This window comes from Pelomonas nitida (genome assembly GCF_043555975.1).
Taxonomy (GTDB): domain Bacteria; phylum Pseudomonadota; class Gammaproteobacteria; order Burkholderiales; family Burkholderiaceae_C; genus Pelomonas; species Pelomonas nitida.
This window is the reverse complement of sequence record NZ_JBIGIA010000031.1, coordinates 1-23,152: the sequence shown is the minus strand read 5'-3', so window position 1 is coordinate 23,152 and position 23,152 is coordinate 1. Positions and strand designations below refer to the sequence as shown.

14 protein-coding genes and 1 pseudogene are annotated in these 23,152 nt (G+C 70.8%); 4 read left to right on the top strand and 11 right to left on the bottom strand.

The window, feature by feature from the left end; all coding sequences use genetic code 11:
* Positions 1 to 119: 119 nt before the first annotated feature.
* From fghA to ACG00X_RS24215, 5 genes are all read right to left on the bottom strand, one after another.
* Positions 120 to 950 carry an S-formylglutathione hydrolase gene (fghA, locus tag ACG00X_RS23470; protein ID WP_394492169.1) on the bottom strand — a complete coding sequence of 277 codons (831 nt, stop codon included), beginning with the start codon at positions 948 to 950 and terminating at the stop codon, positions 120 to 122.
* 10 nt (positions 951 to 960) lie between these two features.
* Positions 961 to 2,307 (bottom strand): dicarboxylate/amino acid:cation symporter, encoded by a 1,347-nt coding sequence (locus ACG00X_RS23465; protein WP_394492167.1) that lies wholly within the window; start codon positions 2,305 to 2,307, stop codon positions 961 to 963.
* A gap of 147 nt (positions 2,308 to 2,454) precedes the next feature.
* On the bottom strand, positions 2,455 to 3,555 hold the full coding sequence (locus ACG00X_RS23460; RefSeq protein WP_394492173.1) for an S-(hydroxymethyl)glutathione dehydrogenase/class III alcohol dehydrogenase: 1,101 nt from the start codon (positions 3,553 to 3,555) through the stop codon (positions 2,455 to 2,457).
* A 70-nt stretch (positions 3,556 to 3,625) separates the two neighbouring features.
* Positions 3,626 to 5,740, bottom strand: coding sequence for an FUSC family protein (locus tag ACG00X_RS23455; RefSeq protein WP_394492165.1), 2,115 nt, complete (start codon positions 5,738 to 5,740; stop codon positions 3,626 to 3,628).
* Entirely contained in the window at positions 5,737 to 8,145 is a 2,409-nt protein-coding gene (locus ACG00X_RS24215) for a tetratricopeptide repeat protein (RefSeq protein ID WP_474103092.1), read from the bottom strand. Before ACG00X_RS24215 ends, ACG00X_RS23455 begins: the two co-directional genes overlap by 4 nt.
* Positions 8,146 to 8,314: 169 nt before the next feature.
* Between ACG00X_RS24215 and ACG00X_RS23435 the strand changes: the two genes are divergently transcribed.
* Complete coding sequence (locus ACG00X_RS23435; RefSeq protein ID WP_394492163.1) at positions 8,315 to 10,213, top strand: alpha/beta hydrolase; 1,899 nt, start codon at positions 8,315 to 8,317, stop codon at positions 10,211 to 10,213.
* An 82-nt stretch (positions 10,214 to 10,295) separates the two neighbouring features.
* On the opposite strand, the gene ACG00X_RS23430 is transcribed toward ACG00X_RS23435, so the two are convergent.
* The 4 genes from ACG00X_RS23430 to ACG00X_RS23415 all read right to left on the bottom strand — a co-directional run bounded on the left by ACG00X_RS23430 (position 10,296) and on the right by ACG00X_RS23415 (position 16,622).
* Positions 10,296 to 11,930 carry a cellulase family glycosylhydrolase gene (locus tag ACG00X_RS23430; protein ID WP_394492161.1) on the bottom strand — a complete coding sequence of 545 codons (1,635 nt, stop codon included), beginning with the start codon at positions 11,928 to 11,930 and terminating at the stop codon, positions 10,296 to 10,298.
* A 727-nt stretch (positions 11,931 to 12,657) separates the two neighbouring features.
* Positions 12,658 to 14,346: a DUF885 domain-containing protein gene (locus ACG00X_RS23425; protein ID WP_394492159.1), complete on the bottom strand. Its 1,689-nt coding sequence runs from the start codon at positions 14,344 to 14,346 to the stop codon at positions 12,658 to 12,660.
* Positions 14,343 to 15,290: a glutathione synthase gene (gene gshB, locus ACG00X_RS23420; RefSeq protein WP_394492157.1), complete on the bottom strand. Its 948-nt coding sequence runs from the start codon at positions 15,288 to 15,290 to the stop codon at positions 14,343 to 14,345. The genes ACG00X_RS23425 and gshB overlap by 4 nt, the downstream gene beginning before the upstream one ends.
* A 159-nt stretch (positions 15,291 to 15,449) precedes the next feature.
* Complete coding sequence (locus ACG00X_RS23415; RefSeq protein ID WP_394492155.1) at positions 15,450 to 16,622, bottom strand: benzoate/H(+) symporter BenE family transporter; 1,173 nt, start codon at positions 16,620 to 16,622, stop codon at positions 15,450 to 15,452.
* A gap of 71 nt (positions 16,623 to 16,693) precedes the next feature.
* On the opposite strand from ACG00X_RS23415, the gene ACG00X_RS23410 reads away from it, so the two are divergent.
* Entirely contained in the window at positions 16,694 to 17,530 is an 837-nt protein-coding gene (locus ACG00X_RS23410) for a hypothetical protein (protein WP_394492153.1), read from the top strand.
* Here the strand turns inward: ACG00X_RS23410 and ACG00X_RS23405 are convergent.
* Complete coding sequence (locus ACG00X_RS23405) at positions 17,517 to 18,866, bottom strand: APC family permease (protein ID WP_394492151.1); 1,350 nt, start codon at positions 18,864 to 18,866, stop codon at positions 17,517 to 17,519. The genes ACG00X_RS23410 and ACG00X_RS23405 overlap by 14 nt on opposite strands.
* A gap of 138 nt (positions 18,867 to 19,004) precedes the next feature.
* Between ACG00X_RS23405 and ACG00X_RS23400 the strand changes: the two genes are divergently transcribed.
* Both ACG00X_RS23400 and ACG00X_RS23395 read left to right on the top strand, forming a co-directional pair.
* A complete protein-coding gene (locus ACG00X_RS23400) occupies positions 19,005 to 21,392 on the top strand; it encodes a TonB-dependent receptor plug domain-containing protein (protein WP_394492149.1) in 2,388 nt (795 codons plus the stop codon).
* A gap of 99 nt (positions 21,393 to 21,491) precedes the next feature.
* Positions 21,492 to 22,127, top strand: a complete 636-nt coding sequence (locus tag ACG00X_RS23395) for an NAD(P)H-dependent oxidoreductase (RefSeq protein ID WP_394492147.1) — start codon at positions 21,492 to 21,494, stop codon at positions 22,125 to 22,127.
* Between the two features lie 907 nt (positions 22,128 to 23,034).
* On the opposite strand, the pseudogene ACG00X_RS23390 reads toward ACG00X_RS23395, so the two are convergent.
* Positions 23,035 to 23,152: pseudogene (locus ACG00X_RS23390) on the bottom strand (IS5/IS1182 family transposase); the annotation flags it as partial.

Sequence of the window (23,152 nt, the reverse complement as noted above, 5' to 3'; positions counted from 1 at the left end):
GTTGCGGGGCAATTCGGCGTTGCCGACTCGTTGTGGGGGCCGATCCCACGCCTCGTCGGCGCCTTGCCTTGCCCCGCAACTCGCCCCGGCGCGCTCCAGGCCCAATGCCCGACAGCCTCCTAGGCTCCGATCAACCGTTCGGCGTGGTGGCGCAGGTGGTCGTCGACGACGCTGGCGATGAAGTAGTAGCCGTGGTCATAGCCCTCGTGCCGGCGCAGCGTGAGCGGCTGGCCGACGGCGGCGCAGGCGGCCTCGAAGGCGTCCGGGTGCAGCTGATCGGCCAGGACCTTGTCGGCCAGGCCCTGGTCGATGAGGATGCCGCCGGGGTAAGGCGCGCTGCGCTGCAGCTGCATCAGCTCGCTGGCGTCGTGCGCGGCCCAGGCGGCGCGGTCTTCGCCGAGGTAGCCGGTGAAGGCTTTCTCGCCCCAGGGACACTGCGTCGGCGCGGCGATGGGCGCGAAGGCCGACAGCGACTGGAAGCGCCCCGGGTGGCGCAGCGCCAGCGTCAGCGCGCCGTGGCCGCCCATGGAGTGGCCGAACAGCCCCGTCCTGGCCAGGCCCGTCTCGCGCTGCGCCAGCGGGATCAACTCGTTGACGAGGTAACTCTCCATGCGCCAGTGCCGGGCCCAGGGCTCACGCGTCGCGTCGAGGTAGAAGCCGGCGCCGACGCCGAAGTCCCAGGCATCAGCCTCGCCCGGCACCCCGGCACCGCGCGGGCTGGTGTCGGGCATCAACAGGGCCAGGCCCAGTTCGCTGGCCAGGCGCTGGGCGCCGGCCTTCATCGTGAAGGTCTCTTCCGTGCAGGTCAGCCCGGCGAGAAACACCAGCAGCGCCCGCGGCTGCGGCGGCACGTAGAGCGCGAAGCGCATGGGCAGGCCGATCTCGGCCGAGTCGTGGCGGAGGAAGCGCTGGGTGCCGCCGAAGCTGCGGTGTTCCGACAACAGTTCCATCCGCAAATCCTTATCGATGGGTGGTGGCCATGGAGGGCTGCGCAGTATCGGCGACGCCGACAGGCGTCGATGCCGGCGCTGGCGCCGCGCCACCGTCCAGTACGGCGTGCAGGCGCTCGGCATCCAGCTCGCCCGTCCACTTGCCTACCACGACCGTCGCGACGCCGTTGCCGACCAGGTTGGTCAGCGCGCGGGCCTCGGACATGAATCGGTCGATGCCCAGGATCAGCGCCAGGCCCGCCACCGGCACATGCCCCACCGCCGACAGCGTGGCCGCCAGCACGATGAAGCCGCTGCCCGTCACGCCGGCGGCGCCCTTGGACGTCAGCAGTAGCACGGCCAGCAGCGTGAGCTGCTGCGTCAGCGTCATCGGCGTGTCGGTGGCCTGCGCGATGAAGACGGCCGCCATGGTCAGGTAGATCGACGTGCCGTCGAGGTTGAACGAGTAGCCGGTCGGGATGACCAGGCCCACGGTCGACTTGCGCACGCCCAGGTTCTCCAGCTTGGCCATCATGCGCGGCAGCACCGACTCGCTGGACGACGTGCCCAGCACGATCAGCAGCTCCTCGCGGATGTACTTGACGAACTTCCACACCGAGAAGCCATGCAGCCGCGTGATGAAGCCCAGCACCACGAACACGAAGATGAAGCAGGTGGCGTAGAACGCTCCCATCAGCTTGGCCAGCGACAGCAGCGAGCCGACGCCGTACTTGCCGATCGTGAAGGCCATCGCGCCGAAGGCGCCGATGGGTGCCAGCTTCATGATCATGCCGACGATGGCGAACAACACGTGGGAGAGCTTCTCGATGCCGTCGAACAGCGGCGTGCCGCGGCCGCCGAAGCGGTGCAGCGCGAAGCCGAACAGCAGCGAGAACAGCAGCACCTGCAGCATCTCGCCCTTGGCGAAGGCATCGACGACGGTCGTCGGGATGATGGCCAGCAGGAAGTCCACCGTGCCCTGCATCTTGCCCGGGCCGGTGTAGGCCGCGATGCCCTTGGTGTCGAGCGTGGCGGGGTCCACATGCATGCCGACACCCGGCTCCAGCACGTTGACGACGACGAGGCCGACGATCAGTGCCACCGTCGACACGATCTCGAAGTACAGCAGCGCGTAGCCGCCCGTCTTGCCGACGCTCTTCATGTCTTCCATGCCGGCGATGCCCACCACCACGGTGCAGAAGATGATCGGCGCGATGATCATCTTGATGAGCTTGATGAACCCGTCACCCAGCGGCTTCAGGGCTTCGCCGGCCTGGGGCCAGAAATGGCCCACCAGCACGCCGATGATGATGGCGCCGATGACCTGGAGGTACAGCGACTTGTAGAAGGGTTGGCGTGGGGAGAGGGAGGTGTTCATGCGCGTCTCGGAACAGTTCTGCGGGTGGAACTGGGTTCGACGTCAGCTTAGGGAACACGGCGCGACTTGGCGATTGTGTGTTCCCACATGAATTGCAAAGCAACATTGCCGGCGAGGCTGCGGCAGCCGCGCCGGCTTGCCGTCAGGTCAGAACTCGACGACGGCGCGGATGGATTCGCCGCGGCGCATCAGCTCGAAGCCCTCGTTGATCTGCTCGAGCTTGAGCTTGTGCGTGATCAGCTCGTCGATGTTGAGCTTGCCTTCCATGTACCAGTCGACGATCTTGGGCACATCCGTGCGGCCGCGCGCGCCGCCGAAGGCACTGCCCTCCCAGTGGCGGCCGGTGACCAGCTGGAACGGCCGCGTGCTGATCTCGGCACCCGCCGGCGCCACGCCGATGATGATGGAACGGCCCCAGCCCTTGTGCGTGCACTCCAGCGCCTGGCGCATGAGCTGCACATTGCCCACACATTCGAAGGAGTAGTCCGCGCCGCCGTCGGTCAACTGCACGATGTGGTCGACGACGTTGCCGACGTCCTTGGGGTTCACGAAGTCGGTCATGCCGAACTTGCGCGCCATCGCCTCGCGCGCGGGGTTGATGTCCACGCCGATGATCTTGTTGGCGCCCACCATCTTCGCGCCCTGGATGACGTTCAGCCCGATGCCGCCGAGGCCGAAGACGACGACGTTCGCGCCCGCCTCCACCTTGGCCGAGAAAAGCACGGCCCCCACGCCGGTGGTCACGCCGCAGCCGATGTAGCAGACCTTGTCGAACGGCGCGTCGGGCCGGATCTTGGCCAGCGCGATGCCCGGCACGACGATGTGGTTGGAGAACGTGCTCGTGCCCATGTAGTGGAAGACGGGCTCGCCGTTCAGCGAGAAGCGCGACGTGCCGTTGGGCATCAGGCCCTTGCCCTGCGTGGAGCGGATGGCCTGGCACAGGTTGGTCTTGCGGCTTAGGCAGAACTTGCACTCGCGGCATTCCGGCGTGTAGAGCGGGATGACGTGATCACCGGGCTTGAGCCACGGCACCTTGCTCTCCAGCACGACGCCCGCGCCCTCGTGGCCCAGCACGGCCGGGAACAGGCCTTCGGGGTCGGCACCCGACAGCGTGTATTCATCGGTATGGCAGATGCCGGTGGCCTTCACCTCCACCAGCACCTCGCCATCGCGCGGCCCCTCCAGGTCCAGGGTCTCGATGGTCAGCGGGGCGCCGGCCTTCCAGGCAACGGCAGCACGGGTTTGGATGGGCATGTCTTTACTCCTGCGCACATGGCGCGATCACTCTCACCTTGCATTAGACCGCGCGATCGGTAGCTCAGTGCGGCTGAAGCCTATCCAGCGCGGCGAAGACCTCGCGCGACTCGTGCCGGCACAGCCGCAGCCGGCGCAGCAGCCAGGGCGTCAGGTCTTGCTGGCCCAGGTGCTCGGGCCAGGCGCCGGCATCGCCGTCGGGCGTCTCGGCGGGGTCGGTACCGCTCATGGGCTCACCGTTGAGCACGTCCACGCAGGCCTTGCGCGCCAGCGGCAGCGCGGTCTCGACGCGGGCCGCATCGAGCCGGTCGACGCGCCGCTGCGTGAGCTGCTGCACCGCGCCCAGCAAGGCCATCAAGCGGTAGCCATGGCTCAGCGCGGCCTCGATCTCGGCCTCGGGCAGCCGTACGCGTTCGGGCTCCACGCGCGTGCGCTGCGCGGCTGCCGCCAAGGCCGCCAGCGCCGTGTAGGCCTGCTGGCGCGACAGCCGCTGGGCGAGCTGCACGTCTGGCCCCGGCATCCAGTGCAGCATGTTGGCCGCATGCCGGGCCAGGGCTTCGCGCAGCTGCACCGCCAGCCGCGGCACGACACTGCGTTCCCAGCTCGGCAGCACGAAGCTGAACAGCCACGCGAGGCCGGCACCGATGAAGGTGTCGGCCAGCCGCTCGCCGATCGCCGGGCTGCTGCCCGGGTCCAGCATCAGCGGCTGCAGCAGCGCCATCAACGTGGCGGCCGTGGCGGCCACCCGGTAGCGCAGGTTCACATAGGCGTGCGCCGTTCCCACTGCGGCGATGAAGCACAGGCTCAACAGCCAGGTCGACGGCACATGCGCCAACAGCATGACGAGCAGGCAGCCCTGCACCGTGCCGATGATCCGGCCGTTGCGGCGGGCCAGCGTCTGGTCCAGCGTGCCGCGCAGCACGACGGCCACGCTGAGCATGAGCCAGAACGGGTGCGCCGCCCACGGCAGCGCGGCGCCGAGCGCATAGGCCAGCGACAGCGCGATCGCCGAGCGCAGCGCGTGCCGCAGCACGCCCGACTGCAGCGTCAGGTGAGGCTTCAGCGCGTCCAGCGGCCAGCCCTCGGGAGACACGAAGGGGGCCAGCTTTTCGGGCGTCCACGAGCTCTCGACATCGGCCGGGCTCGCCTGCCGCGCCACCATGGCAGCGACGTCGCCCAGCATGTGGCCCAGCCGCGACTGCAGCGCCGAGACGACGTGGGCCCGTGAATCGCCCGGAGGCGCCTGGATGTCGGCCAGCCGCGCCGCGAGCTGCTCGCGGCCGGCCGCCGCCGACATCTCGGGCACGGGCGTGCCCAGCACCAGCGTGTCGGCCAGCGCCGCCAGCACGTCCGCCAGTTGGCGCAGCGTGTCCGCCAGCGCGGCGCGCCACTGGCGGCCGGGGAAGTCCTGGCCCAGCAACTCGGTATCGAGCCGGCTGGCCAGCAGCAGGTCGCGCAGCTCGATCAGCCCGAGCAGCAGGTCGGTCTGCTTGCGGCTGCGCGGCGAGCGGCGCGCGGCGAAGACCTGGTCGCGCGCGGCCTGCAGCGCGTCGGCCAGCACCACGTCGTCGGCGATGGAGGCGCGGATGCGGGCTTCGTCGGCCCCGACGGCCAGCGCGATGCGCTGCGCCCGCGACCGCACGCGCGCCGAGGCCGCCTGCAGCGCCTGCGCCAGCGCCAGCTCGCGCAAGCGGTGCCGCATCAGCACCGCCGCCGATCGCGCCCAGCCCGCGTAGACGACGCCGCCCACGCCTACCCAGGCCGCGTGCTCCCAGGGCGACGTCGCCCCGGCCGTGCGGTCCCAGGCCATCGCGAACACCATGGCCAGGATGGGCGAGAACGACAAGGGGCCGGCGCGTGCACCCCAGGCCAGCGTCATCAACGACAGAAAGCCCACCACGGCGACGAGCGCCACGGTGGCGCCCAGCGACCCGTCGGTCAGCCCGACGAGCAGCGTGACGATCGCGCCCGCCAGCGCGGCCGGCAGCACCCGCGACAGCACGCGCTGCGGCGGGTTGGGCACATCCGGCAGGCTGGCACAGACGGCCCCGCTCACGGCGGCCAGCCCGGCCGTCTCGCCGAACAGGCCACCGATGGCCAGGTGCGTGGCGGCGACGCCCAGCGCAACGCTGAGCCCGTTGATCTGGGGCGCCTGCAGGCGACGCAGAAAGGCCTTCACGGCACGAGTTGCGCCATGACGCGCTGCTCGACGGCCGGCAACTCGTGCACGGACAGCCAGGCCGATTGATCGGGCCGGAAGACATAGGCCGGCGGCGCGCCCGCCGCGAGGCGTTCACGCAAGGGCGCCAGCGCGGCCCGCACCGCGTCGGCCTGGCCCAGCGCGCGCAGCGCGCCCGCCTGCACGATGACGGCCAGGTCGCACCAGGCGCCCTGCGCCAGCGCCTCGTCCGCGCCGCGGCGGGCGGCTGCGGCATCGCCCGCTGCGAGCGTGGCCCAGGCCTGCAGCGCGAGCGTGGCGGGGTCGCGGGCATCCAGCAGCAGCGCCGCCTTGATCTGCGCGCGGGCGGCGTCCAGCCGGCCGGCGCGCAGCAGGTCGAGCGCATAGTCGCGCCGCAGCGGCACCAGCCCCGTGCGCAGGCGCAGCACCGCCTCGTACTGCGTGAAGGCCTCGTCCCAGCGGCTCGCCAGCGCCAGCGTCGCCGCGCGGCCCCACAGCGCCTCCGGCTGATCGCCCTGGTAGGCCAGCGCCGCGTCGTAGGCCGTCAGCGCCTGCGGCACCTGACCGAGGCGCCGGTACTGGTCGGCCAGCGCCAGGTCCACACGGAACCGGTCCTCGCCCTTGAGCTCCGCGAGGCCTTGCGTCAGCACCGGCAGCACCTCGCCGGTGACCGATGCGCCGCCATGCCACAACGCATCGGCGGCCGCCACGCGCAGCGCGCCGCTGCCCGGGTGCCGGGCCAGCGCCCGCGTCGACAACTCGCGCGCCGCCTGCCCGCCCCCGGCCAGCGACAAGCCGTGCAGTCGCGCGGCCAGCGCGCTCTCGTCATCGGGTGCCAGCGCCAGTGCCCGCTCGAACAGCGGCGTGGCCTGGTCCAGCCGGCCGTCCTCGAGCTTTTGCTCGCCGGCCTTGACCAGGGCCACCGGCAGGCTGGCCCGTGTGTCGCGCTGGGCGAAGGAGCGCCGCACGAGGGCACGCAGCGCCGGGTCCAGCTCGACGAGCCGCTCGCGCACGATCTCGCGGCCGTCGTAGGCGTCGCGGCGCGGCGAGGCCTCGGCGTTGGCGCCTTCGGCGAAGTATTCCCACACCGAGCCGCCGGCGTAGCGCGACAGGAAGCCGTTGCGCGTGGCCGCGTCACGCGCCTTCGCCTGGTTGTAGAGCGCCTCGATCTCGCGCGCGGCATCGGCCGTCAGCACGCCGTGCACCTGGTGCGTCAACTCGTGCAGCACGGTGTTGTAGCGGTCGAAGATGCTGCGCTCCACGTCCTCGATGCCGGTGACCGTGAAGTGCCCGCCCATGCCGCGCACGTCGTCCCACAGCCGCGAGTCGTAGTCGATGCGGGCGTCCTTCAGCGCGTGCGCCTCGGGCGTTTCGGACAGGCGCATCCACATCGGCTTGATGAAGTGCGTGGCGCCGCCCTCCACCAGCACCGGGATGAAGGCCTTCCACGGCGCGACGGACAGCGCCACGCGCTTGCGGTGGCGGGGCGACAGGTCTTGCCAGTTCAGCACATAGCGCTCGATGCCCGGAATGACGGGCATGGGCGTGGCGGCGAAGCGGCGTTCGTAGGCGGCGCGGTGCACGTCGACGACGAAGCGCTGGGACTCCAGCGCCTTGGCCGCGATGGCGTGTGCGCGGCCCAGCTGCGGGCAGCGCTTCAGCACCGCCAGGCTGACGGCCAGCGCCTCGTCGAAGCGCCCTTGCTCGAAGGCATCCGACGCGCGCCGCACATCGGCCAGCAGCGGCGCGAAGCCATCGCCCAGGCGTGCGGCCAGCTGCGTGTAGTTCTCGCGCACATAGCCATTGCCCAGCAGGTAGTGCGCGCCCTCGTGGAACGGGTTGAGCGCCACGGCGGCCTCGGCGGCGGCGATGGCGTCCTCGGTGCGGCCGACGCGGATCAGCGTCTCGGCCTGGGCCGCCAGGCCATCGGCCGTGCGTTGCGTGGCCACGCCCTGCTCCAGCTTCTGCAGCGCCGCGTCGAACTCGCGCAGCTGATGGTGGCGCTGCCCCAGCCCGCGCAGCGCCTGGGCCTGGTGAGCGGGCGAAGCGCCTTGCGCCAGCACGCGCTCGAAGCACAGGCGCGCGCGCTCGAAGTCGCGCCGGTCCAGCGCCAGGCGGCCGGCGGCGAGCAGGTCCACGGCGTCGGCGCGTGCACGCGTCAACACGCTGCGCGTGCGCTGGTCGATGGCGGCGCCGTCGTCGCGGGCGAACAGCCACTGGTAGATCAGCTCGCGCTCGGCCGCAGCGGGCCGGGGCGCTCGCAGCAGCACCGCGAGGTCGGCGCGGGCGTCAACGTAGCGTTGCTCGTTCAGCAGCATCTGCAGGCGCGCGGGGTCGGTGGCCGCCTGGGCGGCACTCAGGGTCAAACAAACAGCAAGGCCAACGGCCAGTCGGCGCCAGGGCATGGGGCTCCTCCAGTGAAGCCGGCATGCTAATCGGCGACAGCAAGGAGAAAGCCTGGCTCGCGGGCTCCAGCACCCCGCCGATCACACGCTGGGGCCGATCCTGCAACTTGAGGAGGCGAGCCAGACGGGCTCCGTCGACGATGCGCGCTCAAGCAACAGGGAGCATGTCGTGGCTGGAACGATCATCATCGCGATTCGAGGCTGGACGGACACCGGGGACTGGCTGCTGGGCGGCAACCCAGGCGGCGAGTTTCCGCAGAAGACGCTGGACGCCTTGAGCGCCGAGCTGCCGGGAGCCGAGGTCTGGGCGCCGCCCCTGCAGCTGCCGATGTTCTGCACGAGAGACGCGAACGAGGTCGCCGACAGCTTGTTCGCGCTGGTGTGCGAGCGGCTCAACGAGCGGCGCGACGTGGCCAGCATCGTGCTGCTGGGCTTCAGCTCCGGCTCGCTGCTGGCCCGCCGCCTGTTCTGCATGGCGCATGGCTCGGACGAATCGGGCGAGGTGCAACGGCATCGCGCGGTGTGGTGGGCGGACCGCATCCACCGCCTGGTCGTGCTCGCGGGCATCACGCGCGGCTGGGAGTTCTCGACGGCCTCACCCGACCACGTGCGATTCCTGTCGCCGCTGCTGCTGGGCCTCACCAAACTCGCCGCGTGGCTGGCGCCCGGCGGCCGCGACGGCGGCTCCCGCGTGCCCTTCATCTGGCAGCTCCGGCGGGGCTCGCCCTTCGTCGTGTCGGCACGCATCCAGTACGTGAACATCATGACCGCGCTGCGGCGCGAGCGCGAGCGCGACAGACACCGTGCGTTGTCTCCGCATCCGCTCAGCGCCGACGGGTTGCCGACCACCATCTTCCTGCTCGGCGCACGCGACGAATTCATCTCGCCCACCGACTGCACGGAGCTCGGGCCACGCGCGGAGTTCGCCTATGTCGAGCTGGACGGCAGCAACCACATCGAGGCGCTGCAACTGGCCGGCACGGCGCCCGCCACCGTCGCCCGCCGCGAGCGCGTCGTCGCGTCCATCGCCATGCCGTTCAAGGACTTCAAGGACCAGGCCTGGGCCCTGCCTTCCGGCGACATCGACGACTACCTCGACCCCATGGACCTGAGCGAAGGCGGCGTCGCGGCCGGCGGCGTCAACGACAAGGTGGAGCATGCGGTCCTCGTCGTCCACGGCATCCGCGACAACGGCTTCTGGACCAAGCGCGTCGCCCGCGAGATCAAGACGCTGGGGCGGACCAACGCCATCGCGGTGCGCGCCCCGAGCCCGAGCTATGGCTTCTTCTCGATGTGGGACTTCGTCAAGCCCAACGGCCGCACCCGCGCGACCCACTGGTTCATGGAGCGCTATGCCGACGTTCGCAGCCACTTCCCGAACGCAAGGATCAGCTTCGTCGGCCACAGCAACGGCACCTACATCGCCGCGCACGCCATGGCGCTGTGCCCCGCCATCCGGTTCGACGCCGTGGTGTTCGCCGGCAGCGTCGTGCGGCGCGACTACGCCTGGGCGCAACGCGGCGGGCAGGTCGGCCGCGTCCTCAACTATGTCGGCAACGCCGATGGGGTGGTCGCGTTCCTGCCGGCGGTCTTCGAGTACCTGCGCCTGCATTGGCTGGACGTCGGCGGGGCCGGCGCATTCGGCTTCCATGATGCAGAGCCGGTGCCGGCCTGGCGCAAGGAGATCAGTGCGCCCGAGTCGCCCTCGCTGTCTCTGACCGAGGTGCGGTTCGTGCACGGCGGGCATGGCGCCGCGATCTGCGAGGAGTTCTGGCCCGAGATCGCCGAGTTCGTGCTGCTGGACACGATCCCGCGCCGCGCGCCGGTGGAGCGCGCGGGCGGCATGCGCGCGCTGTTCGCCTGCGCCCCGCTGGTCACGGTGGCGGCACTGGCTGTTGCCGTGGCCCTGCTGTCCATGCCGCTGTTGACCGCGGGCGGCATCATCGCCACCGCGCTCTCCGGCCTGGCGACCGCGCATCCGATGGTCTGGTCGCTCAGCGTGGTCGCCGCGTTGCTGGCGAGCATGGGCGTGTCCTGGCTGGCCGGCCGCTTCCTCAGAGCGTGGTGATGCCGGCCAGGCGCGGGCCGGGGGTGTCGGGGGCGCTCCCCGTGCAGACACCCCGGCACTTGCGCCGTCAGCCGGCGGGGGCCTACTTCAGCGTGACCGCACAGCCCAGGCTGCCGGCGGAGGCCGCGATCGCCACCGGGCGCCCGCTGCTGTAGGCGAGCTGCAGCCCCGCCTCGACGGTGGAACCCGGCGCCACGGTGCGGTTCCAGGCCGCAGGGGTCAGCGTCAGCACGCGCCCGGCCTTGGTGACGCTGGCGTTCCAGCTGTTCTGGACCGTGAAGTCATTGCTCTCGGTGACGCTGAGGGTCCAGTCCACCACGTTGCTGGTGCCGGTGTTGGCCAGGCTCACGCGCGTGATCTGGCCGCTGCCCCAGTCGTTGCTGCCGTCGACCGTCAGCGTGCAGGCGCCGCTGCCACCACCGCCGCCGCCGCTGCTGCTGGACTTGGGCGTTGCCGACACCACCGCCGAGGGCGTGGCGCCAGCGCTGTTGCGCGCCGAGACCACATAGAAGTAGGTCGTGTTGTTGGTCAGGCCGCTGTCGCTGTAGCTGGTGCTGGTGAGCGCCGTGGCGACGTTGGTGAACGGGCCGCCATACGACAGCGCGCGCGCCACGTCGTAGCTCGTCGCGCCACTCACCGCCGACCAGCTCAACGCCACGCTGGCATCGCCCGCCGTCGCCGTGGCTGCCGGCACGCCCGGCAGCGCCGGCCCGCTGCCGGTGAAGATGGTGGCGCGCTTGGCCGTGGCGGTGATGCCGTTGGCGCTGTTGAACGCCAGCTCGCCCCAGGCCGTGAGGCTCGCGCCGTTGAAGCCGTTGACCATGTCCAGCGACGCGTCCGAGCCGCCATTGCCCGACCACGACCACGGCATGTAGCCGATGCCGTACTGCTGGGCCAGGCTCAGGATCGCGTTCACCGCCACCGGCTGCCCCTGGAAGGTGTTGCCGAACTCGCCCACCACCAGCGGCAGCTGCGCCGCACGGAAGGCGGCGAGGTAGTCGCTCACCGAACTGTCGGTGCCGTAGACGGCATACATGTGGATGCTGAACACCGTGTTGAGCAGCGGGTCGCTCGCGAAGACCTGGGCGGCATTGGCCTTCATGACGCCCTGCCAGTCCTGGCCCCAGGTGGGGCCGTCCACCATGATGGTGTTCTTGATGCCGGCGGCGCGGATCTTGGTGATGGCGTTCTTGGTGCCATCGATCCACAGCGACGCGGCCTGGCCGTTGCCGATGGGTTCGTTGCCGATGTTGACGATCACATAGTCTTCCTGCCCGATCAGCGCGTTCTTGATGCTGACCCAGTAGTCAGCCGCCTGGTCGAGCGAGGAGGCGCCGGCCTGCTCGCCGTAGCCGGTGGTGTCGTGCACTTCCAGCACGGCAATCAGCTTCGCCGCCTTGCACTTGGCGATCAGGTCCCGCACGGCGGCTTCGTCGGTGCGCGTCCAGCGCACGCCGTTGGCCAGCACGAGGCGCACGCTGTTGGCGCCGCGCGCGGCGATGTCGATCAGCGTCTGCGCGGTCTTGTCGGTGTACCAGGCGTGCGGCACGTTCACGCCGCGCATGATGAAGGGCGTGCCATTCGCTTCGACGAGTTGCGCATTCTGGATGCGCATGTCGGCATGGCTGGGCAGCGTCACGGCCGCACCGCCCAGCAGGGCGGCCGCCACGGGCAGACGGGCGAGCTTGCGCAAAACGGTCAACGTTGAGTGGTTCATGGCGATAAGTCCTCAGGTCAATGGCGCCGGCGCTTGGGTCACACGGCGCGCCCGCTACCGGGCTCGGCGGGCGCGTACTGCAATCGGCCAGGGCGGCCCCCGCGCTCTGCAGCGGCGCACACCAGGGCGGCGCCGGGCGAACGACAGGGCTGGGAACGAAGCGAAGGGGTGGGGCGGCGCCCCGGCACGGGTCGCCGCCCGGGCAGCTCAGCCTTCGGGCTCAGAGGGTGAGAGGGAAGTCGGCGTGACCGACAGGCCGTCCGAAAGGGCCCCGATCTAGTCCAGCGCCGCCGTAGCCCGGGCCACGGCGAGCATTGGCAACGACGGGAGGGAGGCTTTCGGGCAGCAAGGCGGGCATGCTGAATTGCTTCTCACCCTCGCAGTGCTTGGCGTCAACATGGCTTGTCTCCTGGATGTTTTGTTGAGCAGGCGTCTCTCGACGGCCGGGCGGCGATGGCAGCAACCCACCCGCCCAAGCTGCGCGGCCGGCGGCGAGGTCGATGCCCGACCTCACCCCGTGCCTGCACAGCACGATCTCAAAATATCAATAAACAAGAACCCGTTCAGTAAACAAGTCTACGAAATCCGGGCTGACGCCGAAGGGAGGTGGACTCCGTACCCATTGCCAGGGACAGACGGCCAGGGGCAGACCAGGCACGGCGCGCCGCCCCTGGCCCAAGGCGAAACAAGGCCGGCGCTGGCGCGCCGGTGACGGGCAGGCGCCTGCTCAGCTCATCTGCGCGGCAATCAGCCGCACCGGCGCGCTACCGTAGCTCAGGAACTTCTCGTGGAAGGCCTTGAGGCTGAAGCCGGGCCGTGCCTTGAGCTGCTCACGCAGCGCGACGATCTCGCTGTAGCCGCTGAAATAGCTGGTCAGCTGCACCGACGTCAGCTGCACGCGGCGCCATTTCTCCACCGCCTCGCGCTGGGTCTGGAAGGCCTGGCGGGTCAGCAGGTCCAGCGCGTCCTTCTCACCCATGCCCAGCACGTGCACGCTGTAGTCGAGGATGGTGTTGGTCACCGAGCGCAGATGCCACTTGCCCCACATCAGCGTCATCTCGGGCGACGCGCCATAGCCGCTCTCGATCATCACGCGCTCGCCGTACACGGCCCAGCCCTCCACCATGGAGCCGCTGCCGAACAGCGCCTTGACCTTGCTGGGCGAGCGGTTGGCGTACACCAGCTGCGTGTAGTGGCCGGGGATGGCCTCGTGGATGTTGAGGATCTGCAGGATCCAGTGGTTGTACTCGCGCAGCGTGCTCTCGGCCTGCTCGGGCGTCAGGTCGTCCAGCGGCGTGACGTTGTAGTAGGTGCGGTCCTGCGGGCGGTAAGGGCCGGGCGCGTCGATGCTGGCGCCAGCCACGCCGCGCTGGTAGGCGGGCGTTTCGCGCACGGCCAGCGGCTTGCTCGCGTCCTGGGTCAGCAGGTCATGGTCGCGCACCCAGGCTTCCAGCTGCGGAATCTGCGCACGGATCTCGTCGACAAAGCGCTCGCGCGCGACATGCTTCTCGCTGAGCTTGGCGATGACACGGCCGATGAGCGCGAAGCGGTCGGCCGGCGGCGCCTCTGCGCCGATGACGGTGGGCCACAGCGCGGCCGCCTGCGTGTGCATGCTGGCCAGCACCTCCTCGCGGCGGGCCAGCGCCAGCTCATAGGTCTGGCGGGCCGTCGCGGCCGACTGGATCTCGTGCGCGAACTTGGGCTCGTACAGCGCCGCGCCCAGCCGCCACGGGCGCCTGGCCGTGGGCAGCAGCTTCTTCAGGTGCGCCTGATACCCCGCCACGGCGGCACGGGCCGCGGTCAGCGCGGGGCGCATCAGCGAGCCCAGGCCCAGTTGCTGGGCGTGCGACTCCACATCGTCCAGCACCGCCAGCACGCCGGGCGCCTGCTGCAGCGCGAGCTCGGTGTGCTCGCGCGTCACACCGCCAAGGCTGCTACGAGCCGCGACATAGAAGGCCGGCAGGCGCTTGATGCGCTCGTGCAGCGCCTTCACGCGCTCCTGCTCGGGCGCCCATTCGGTGTTGAGGATGAGGTCGATGGCGCCGGCCGGGTTGTGCTCGGCCGGGTTCCAGGCCCATTCGCGCAGAGTGTCCAGCCGCCACAGGTCGCTGCGGATCTTGGCCAGCAGCATCGCGCGGTCCATCTGCTGGCCGGCCGACAGCTCCTCCGCGGCCACCGCGTCCAGGCGCGCCAGCCAGCGCCTGAGCAAGGCACGGCGCCGGGCGCGCTGGTCATTGCTGGGCAGCGTGATGCGCGGTGCGAATTCAAAGCGGCCGGCAGTAATGGCCGCGTCGGGGTCCAGTTGCCAGAGCGCTTCGATGAACTCCTCGGCCAGCAGGTCGAAGCCCGCGTTCTCAGCCCAGGCCGGTACGGCCAGGCTGCCCAGGCTCAGCAGCGTGAAGTCGCGCCGCCTCATGCCAGCGCCTCCTCCAGCGCGTCGACGAACATCTTGGCGACGTCGAAACCGCTCTGATCGGTGATCTCCTGGAAGCAGGTCGGGCTGGTCACGTTGATCTCGGTAACGTTCTCGCCGATGACGTCCAGGCCCACCAACAGCAGGCCGCGTGCGGCCAGGATGGGGCCCAGGTGCTCGGCGATCTCGCGGTCCCGTGCGGTCAGCGGGCGGGCCACGCCCTTGCCGCCGGCCGCCAGGTTGCCACGCACCTCGCCGCCCTGCGGGATGCGCGCCAGGCAGTGCGGCACCGGCTTGCCGCCGATGATGAGGATGCGCTTGTCGCCCTCGGCGATGGCCGGGATGAAGCGCTGCACCATCACCGTCTGCGCGCCGTCCTTGTTCAGCGTCTCGATGATGGCGCCGAGGTTCAGGCCGTCGTCCTTGACGCGGAAGATGCCCATGCCGCCCATGCCGTCCAGCGGCTTGAGGATGATGTCGCGGTGCTCGGCGTGGAAGGCACGGATCTCGGCCGGGTCGCGTGTGACCAGCGTCGGCGCGATGAACTCGGGGAACTCCATGATCGCGAGCTTCTCCGGGTGCTCGCGCAGGCTGGCGGGCTTGTTGAAGACGCGCGCGCCCTCACGCTCGGCCTGGCTGAGCAGGTGCGTGGCGTAGAAGAACTCGGGGTCGAACGGCGGGTCCTTGCGCATCAGCACGGCGCCAACGTCGGCCAGCGCGACGTCGGCCGTGGACTCCACCTTGAACCAGTCCGTGGCATCCCCGGTCAGCGAGATCTCCACCGCGCCGCGCGCCGTCACGCGGCCGCCGCGCAGCCACACGAGCTGCTGCGGCTCACACGCCAGGATGCGGTGGCCGCGCCGGGCGGCCTCTCGCATCATCGCGAAGGTGGAGTCCTTGTAGGTCTTGAAGGTGGCCAGCGGGTCGGCAACGAAAAGCAGCTTCATGGTGCGGTGTCTCACGGGATTGCCGGGGCAGTGTTGCACAGAGCGCAGCGCGGCGCCGGCCCTGGGAGACTGTCGGGGGGGGGGGGGGGGGGGGGGGGGGGGGGGCGGCCCCCCCCCCCCCCCCCCCCACCCCCCGACAGCCTCCTAGCGTTTCGAGGGTCAGCGCCGCCCCAGCCGCATCACCAGCAAGGCCACGCCGCCCGCCACCACGCCCCAGAAGGCCGCGCCGATGCCGAAGGCGCTGACGCCGGACAGGCAGACCAGGAAGGTCAGCAGCGCCGCGTCACGATGGGCCTCGTCCTTCAGCGCGGCGGACAGGGCGCTGGCGATGGTGCCGAGCAGCGCCAGGCCGGCCAGCGTCTTGACCAGCTCCGGCGGGAAGGCCGCCAGCAGCATTGCGACCGCGCCGCCGGCCAGGCCGACGGCCACGTAGACGAGCCCCGCCGTGACGGACGCCGTGTAGCGGCGCGCCGGGTCCTCGTGCGCCTCGCGGCCCATGCAGATGGCGGCCGTGATGGCAGCGAGGTTGAGCGCATAGCCGCCAAACGGCGCCAGCAGCGTGGTGGCCGCGCCGGTGACGGCGATGGAGGCCGACACCGGCGTCTGGTAGCCGCTGGCGCGCTGTGCGGCCACGCCGGGCAGGTTCTGCGAGGCCATCGTGACGATGAACAGCGGCAGCGCCACGCCGACGACGGCATGCCAGCTGAACACCGGGGTCGTCCACGCGGGCAGCGCCCAGACCTGCGAGGTGTCCAGCCCGGCAAAGCTCAGCCGCCCCTCGCCCAGCGCGAACGCGATGCCCGTCAGCAGCACGCCCGGCACGGCATAGCGGGGCCAGCCGCGGCGGCCGGCGAGATAGGCCGCCGCCATGGCGAGCACGAGGGCGGGGTCGGCCCGCACGCTGGCCACGGCGTCCAGCCCGAAGCGGGCCAGCACCCCCGCCAGCAGGGCCGACGCGAGCGCCACGGGAATGCGGTCCATCAGACGCTCGAACCAGCCACTGGCGCCGGCCCAGGTGATGAGCCCGCCGCAGACGATGAAGGCGCCGATGGCCTCGGCCATGTCCAGGCCCGAGGTGGACGCCAGCAGCGCCGCGCCCGGCGTGGACCAGGCCGTCAGGATGGGCTGGCGCGTCCACAGGCTCAGGCCCAGGCTCGTCAGGCCCATGCCCAGCCCCAACGCCCACAGCCACGAAGCCGTCTGCGCCGGCGTTGCGCCAAGCGCGACCGTGGCCTGGAAGATGATGGCCACCGAGCTGGTGTAGCCCACCAGCACGGCGACGAAGCCGGCCACGACGGTGGAGGGAGAGAAGTCTTTCAGCAGCGAACGCATGGCGGCCAGCATAGCGACGCGGCGGCCCGCACAATGCGCGCCGACAACGGCAAGGGGTGGAGATGAAGACGATGTCGCGCGCCCTCGGTGCGGCCTGGCTCGGTGCGTGGTGTGCCGGGGTTTGTCACGGCGCCATCGTCGGCACGGGGCCGTTCGGCCTGTCGCCGGCCATCATCGGCAGCGTGAAACCTGGCGATGCGGCGGAGGCCGCGCTGGACTTTGCCGGCGAGCTCAAGCGCCCGCTGACGCTGATCATCCGACCCGACAGCGACCCCGCCGAGGTGGGCCGGCTCGGCCAATGGCTGCACGAGCGGCGGCCGGCGATCCACCTCCAGGACGCCTGCGTCGGCAGCTGCGCGCGCGCGGTGCTGATGTCCGGCACCACGATCACCATCCAGCCCGGCACCGTCATCGCATTCGGCGGCATGAGCGGCGTGGCCGCCAAGGCCAAGGACCAGATCGATGCCGGTGAGCTGTTCACCGACGACGCACGCAGCCTGGCCTCGCGCGACCGCTTTCTGGCGAGCTTCGGCAAGCGCATCGCGCAGTCGCTCGCCTGGCGCGAACTGCAGGCCCAGCTGGCGCCGCTGCCGGACGACGCCCGCCTCTTCCTCGACGCCCTCGTGGGCGGCTGGCGCATCACCCAGCTGAGTTTTCACAGCGAGGGGTTCCGGTTCGGCCTCGCCGGGGGCCGGCAGCGCTGCCTGTGGTGGCTGCCGGACGCCCAGGGCCTGCAGCGCCTGGGGCTGGACGTGCCGGGCTACCAGCCCGCCAGCCGCGCGGCGGCGGCCAAGCTGCTGGGCGTGGCGGAAGACTTCATCTACGCCGGCCCGCTGGTGGGCGCGCTGCCCGAGCAGCCGCTGTGCAGCGCGCCCCCGGGCCACACCGACCTGCCTATGCTGCCTTGACGCCGCCCCGCGCGCGGCCATGCCAGGCCAGCGCCAGCGCGCCCACCGCCAGCACCGCCAGCCCCACCAGCGCGCCGGCCTTCACGTAGACGACGCTGGACCACAGCACGTAGGCGCTGCTGGCCGCGAACAGCAGCGGCAGCCAGGGGTAGAGCGGCACGCGCACGGGCCGTGGCTGTTGCGGCTCGCGCCGGCGCAGCACGATGACGGCCAGCGCGCTGAGCGTCATGAAGAACCAGTAGACCGGCGACAGGTAGTCCACCATCGTCGAGAAGCCGCCGCGCGTGAGGTCGCCGAAGGCGACGAGCAGCAGCGCGACAGCCGCCGTGGCGATGACGGCGCCCGTGGGCGTGCCGCGCTCATGGTTCCAGCGCGCGAGCTGCCATTCGGTCGCCAGGTCGCGCGCGGCGGCGTAGGTGGTGCGCGGGCCGGCGATGAGCAGCGCGTTCATGACCGACAACGCCGTCAGCGTGACGACGCCCACCATCAGCAGCTCGGCACCGCGCCCGAAGGCGATGCGCATCAGCTCCGCCGCCGGGGCTTCGCTGGCCGCCAGGCCCGCCACGCCCAGCACGCGTACATAGGCCCAGTTGGCCAGCAGGTACAACCCCATCACCAGGCCCAGGCCCAGCAGCAGTGCGCGCTGGATGCCGCGCTGCGGGTCGCGCATCTCGGCGGACAGCGTGGCCGCGTCGCTCCAGCCGCCGTAGGCCAGGAACACGAACACCATCGCCAGCCCCCAGTCGCCGCCGGGCACGGCCGGCAGCGGCGTGGCCGGCGCGTGGCCGGCCAGCACCTGCGCGCCGGCTCCCAGGCCCAGCAGCACCAGGCCCAGCAGCACGGCCGCACTCAGCCCCAGCTGCGTGCCCAGGCCCACGTGCACGCCCAGCAGGTTCAGCCCCGTCAACGCCACGATGAGGCCGGCTGCCAGCAACGCGCTGGCGTGCGGCCCCAGCCAGGGGCTCAGGTCCACCACCTGCGCGAGGTAGTCGCCGAAGACGAAGCCCAGCAGCGCCATCGAGCCCGTGTGGATGACGGCGAAGCGCGACCACGCGAACAGGAAGCCCAGCCGATGGCCATAGGCGCGGCGCAGGAAGTGGTAGTCGCCGCCGGTGTCGGGGAAGGCCGCGGCCAGCTCGGCAAAGCACAGCCCGCCCACGAGCGACAGCACGCCGCCCAGCGCCCAGGCCAGCAGCAGCTGGGTCGGGTCGCCCAGCGCCTGCGCGGCCATCGGCGAGGTCTTGAAGATGCCGGCGCCGATGACCATGCCCACGCACAGCGCGCCGGCATGCCGAACGTCGAGGCGGCGTTCGGGCGAGGGCTGGGTGGCGGTCATGGCAGAAGGGCGCTGGGCAAAGCGGGCGATGCTAGCTGGCGCCCGAGCCGGCATGTGCATATGCGCAACATGTCTGATGCGCACGACGCCCGAGGCCGTAGGCTGTCGGGCTTTTTTCGACGCCCCGTACCGCCGCGCATGCCCAAGCTCCGCCCCCTCGCCCTCGCTCTCGCCGCCAGCCAGCCCCTGATCGCCGCCACCGCCTTCGCGCAGGCCGCGCCCACGGCGCTGGATGCCGTCATCGTCACCGGCACGCGCGCCAAGGACCGCACGCTGGCCGACACCGCCGTGCCGGTGGACGTGCTGAGCCGCGAAGACGTGCTGCGCGCCGCCGGGCCCGACGGCAACCTCGCGGCCGCGCTGCAGGCGCTGCTGCCGTCGTTCAACTTCCCGCGCCAGTCCAACTCCGGCGGTGGCGACCATGTGCGCGCCGCCCAGTTGCGCGGGCTGTCGCCCGACCAGGTGCTGGTGCTCGTCAACGGCAAGCGCCGCCACACGTCGGCCGTCGTCAACCTGGAGTCCAAGACCGGCAAGGGCACCAACCCGGTGGACTTCAACACCCTCCCGCTGTCGGCGGTGGCGCGCATCGAGGTGCTGCGCGATGGCGCCGGCGCGCAGTACGGCTCCGACGCGATTGCGGGCGTCGTCAACATCATCCTGGACGAGCGCAAGACCGGCGGCGAGCTGGCCACCGAGGTGGGCGCCTTCCACACCAAATTCGATCCCACCGGCCAGACGCTGACCGACGGCCAGACCCAATCCGCCAGCGTCACGCAGGGCTGGGCGCTCGGCCGCGACGGCTTCGTGCGCGCCGGCCTGGAAGGCCTGCACCGCAACGCCACCAACCGCGCCGGTCTGGACGAACTGCCGCCCTGGGAAGACCAGAGCGCCGACAACCTCGCCACCGCCGGCCGCCGCAACTACGCGCCCGGCGAGCCGGCCACGCGCCAGTGGCAGGCCTGGTTCAACGGCGCGGCGGACGTGGCGCCCGGCACGCGCGCCTACGGCTTCGGCACCTGGCAGCAGCGCCGCTCGCTGGGCGCGGCCTACTACCGCTACCCCGACAGCTCGGCCAATGTGAAGTCGGTCTACCCCGACGGCTACCGCCCGCAGACGACCGGCGACAACCGCGACCTGCAGCTGGTGGCCGGCCTCAAGACGAGCTGGGCCGACTGGGACCTGGACGTGGCGCTCAACCACGGCCGCAACGACTTCGACTACGGCGTGCGCCACACGATCAACGCGTCGCTGGGCGCGGCCAGCCCGCGCGAATTCCACCTCGGCGACTTCGGCAGCCGCCTCACCGCGCTCAACCTCGACCTGAGCCGCGAGCTGGCCGCACCCGGCCTGGCCCGGCCGCTGACGCTGGCCGTGGGGCTGGAAGCACGCCGCGACGGCTTCGTGACCGGCGCGGGCGATGCCGCCTCCTACGCCGTCGGCAGCTTCGACGCGCCGGCCGGCGCCCAGGCCGGCCCGGGTCTGCAGGCCGGCGACGCGACGCGGCGGGGCCGCAACGTCGTGGGCGCCTACGCCGACCTCAGCGCCGACCTCACGCGCGACTGGCAGGCCAACCTCGCGCTGCGCCACGACCACTACAGCGACTTCGGCGGCGCCACCACCGCCAAGCTCTCCACGCGCCTGGCGCTGGACCGCACGCTGGCGCTGCGCGGTGCCGTCTCCAGCAACTTCCGCGCGCCGTCGCTGGCCCAGCAGGGCTTCTCCTTCACCGTGACGGACCGCGGCGATGGCGGCACGCTGAGCCAGGTGCGCACGCTGCCGGTGGACAACGAGGTGGCCCGCTACCTCGGCGCCCAAGACCTCAAGGCCGAGACCTCACGCAACGCCAGCGTCGGCCTGAGCTGGCAGCCCGGCAAGACCTGGTCGACCACGCTGGACGCCTACGCCATCCGCGTGAAGAACCGCATCACGCTGTCGCAGCGCATCAGCCGCGACGGCCTGGCCGACGAACTGCTCGCCAAGTTCGGCGTGGCGGGCATCGACGGCGTCAACTTCTTCACCAACGCGCTGGACACGCGCACCCGCGGCGCTGACCTCGTCACGCAATGGCGCGGCGCGGCGCTGGGCGGCGACCTGCGCCTGGGCTGGACGGCCTCGTTCAACCGCACGACCGTGCGCGGCGGCGACGGCGTGGGGCTGGAGGAGATCAACACGCTGACCGACGCGTCGCCGCGCCAGCGCCACATCCTCACCGCGCAATGGCAGGGCGGGCAGTGGGGCCTGACGGGCCGGCTGACGCGCCACGGCCGCACGACCCGCGTGTTCGACTTCGGCGACGGCTACGTGCCCACGCAGACCTACGCCGCCGTCTGGCAGCTCGACCTCGAAGCCCAGGTGCAGCTGACCCGGGCGCTGGCGCTGGACTTCGGCGCCGTCAACGCGACCGACCGCTACCCGACGCGCTCCAGCGCCGACATCAGCTACTACGGCAACTTCCCCTACGACGTGCTGTCGCCCATCGGTTTCAACGGCGCCTACTACTACGCCCGCGCCCGCCTCAGCTTCTGACCGCGGCAAGGGCGAGCGTGCCGCAAGGACACCCGCCCGCGCCCGGCAACGCCCCGGCGACGCTGGCAACATCTCACCCCTCACTTCCCCAGACCCCGCATGACCACGCTGATCGACAAGCTCCAGTGGCGCTACGCCACCAAGAAGATGAACCCCGCCCTGCCCGTGCCGCAGGACAAGCTGGACCGCATCCTGGAAGCCATCCGCCTGACCGCCACCTCCAGCGGCCTGCAGCCCTACGAGGTGCTCATCGTCAACGACCCGGCCCTGCGCGCCCGCATCCGCGAACACGCATGGGACCAGGCCCAGGTCACCGAGGCTTCGCACCTGCTGGTGTTCGCCGCATGGGACAACTACACCGCCGAACGCATCAACCAGATGTTCGACCTCGTCAACGAGCAGCGCGGCTTCAAGAACGAAGGCTGGGAGGCTTACCGCCAGAAGCTGCTGGGCTGGTATCCGCAGCGCAGCGCCGAGGAAAACTACCAGCACGCCGCCCGTCAGGCCTACATCGGCCTGGGCACCGCGCTGATCGCCGCCGCTGAAGAGCAGGTCGACGCCACGCCGATGGAAGGCTTCGACCCCGCGAAGGTCGACGAGATCCTGGGCCTGAAGGCCCGCGGCCTGCGCTCCGTGCTGCTGCTGCCGCTGGGCTACCGCCAGGCTGATGGCGACTGGCTGGTGAACCTGAAGAAGGTGCGCCGGGCGAAGGATCAGTTCGTGTCGACGATCTGACGCGCCGCGGCACGCGACAACGAGACGGCCCTGAGGGGCCGTTTTTCATGGGCGAGTCGCGCTCTAGGCCGCTGTGCGATTGAGGATGTCTTGGCGACGGTCGGCTTGACCCGTTGCATCGCGCCGGGATTTCGCCCCGGCGGGCGACCTACTTTCTTGTGTCGACAAGAAAGTAGGCAAAGAAGCGACCCCCGACCGCACCGCCCGCAGCAAAGCTGCGGGTTCCCTGCGCTGCTCAGGCCTTGAGGGCCCGTGCGGAACTCGCTTTGCTACGCTGCGCTCAGACAGCCGCACGGAGTCAGTTCTTGAAGTGCGCTTCGCGCACGCCCTCAAGGCCTTGCGCTGCTCGGCGGTGCTAAAGGGGGCAAGACGAATACCTCGTGGCGAACGGCTGGCGGGTTTGGCTGTTGCGGCTGTTCGGCTGTTCCTTCACACCCCTTTGGAGGAGCCGAGAAGCGCAGAACGGCGAGGCGCGCGCGCAGCGCGCATCAACGACTGACTTCGCGCGGCTGTCTGAGCGCAGCGTAGCAAAGCGAGTTCCGCGCGAGCCTCGCCGTTCGAGCATCGCAGGGAACCCCGAGCTCTGCGAGGGGCGACGGAACAGGGGCGACTTTTTGCCTACTTTTTGGTCGCTCAAAAAGTAGGTCGCCCGCCGGGGCGAATTCCCGGCTGGGCCTCACGCGAATGCCAACTGCCAGCAACACGGTCCACGCCCAGCACGTAGGTTCATGGCGTGAACAGGGTGAACTATTGCCGGTGCATCGAAGCTGGGGTTCGTGATGCTCACCCCATTAGCCTACCGGGCTTCAGGGCGCTTCTCGCGAGGCTTCACGGAACTCACGAAGGACTTTGATTGCGAGACCGCCAAAACCCGCACCTATGCCTGGATTGTGAAGACTAAGAGCCGCTAACAAAATTCCGGCAAGGCGCGACAACAGATGACGCAGCAGGCCAAGCTCAACAGCGCCACATGAGTCTCGACGGCGCGCTCAAACCGGATGCGCAGCTTGCCAAACGCGGCCAGC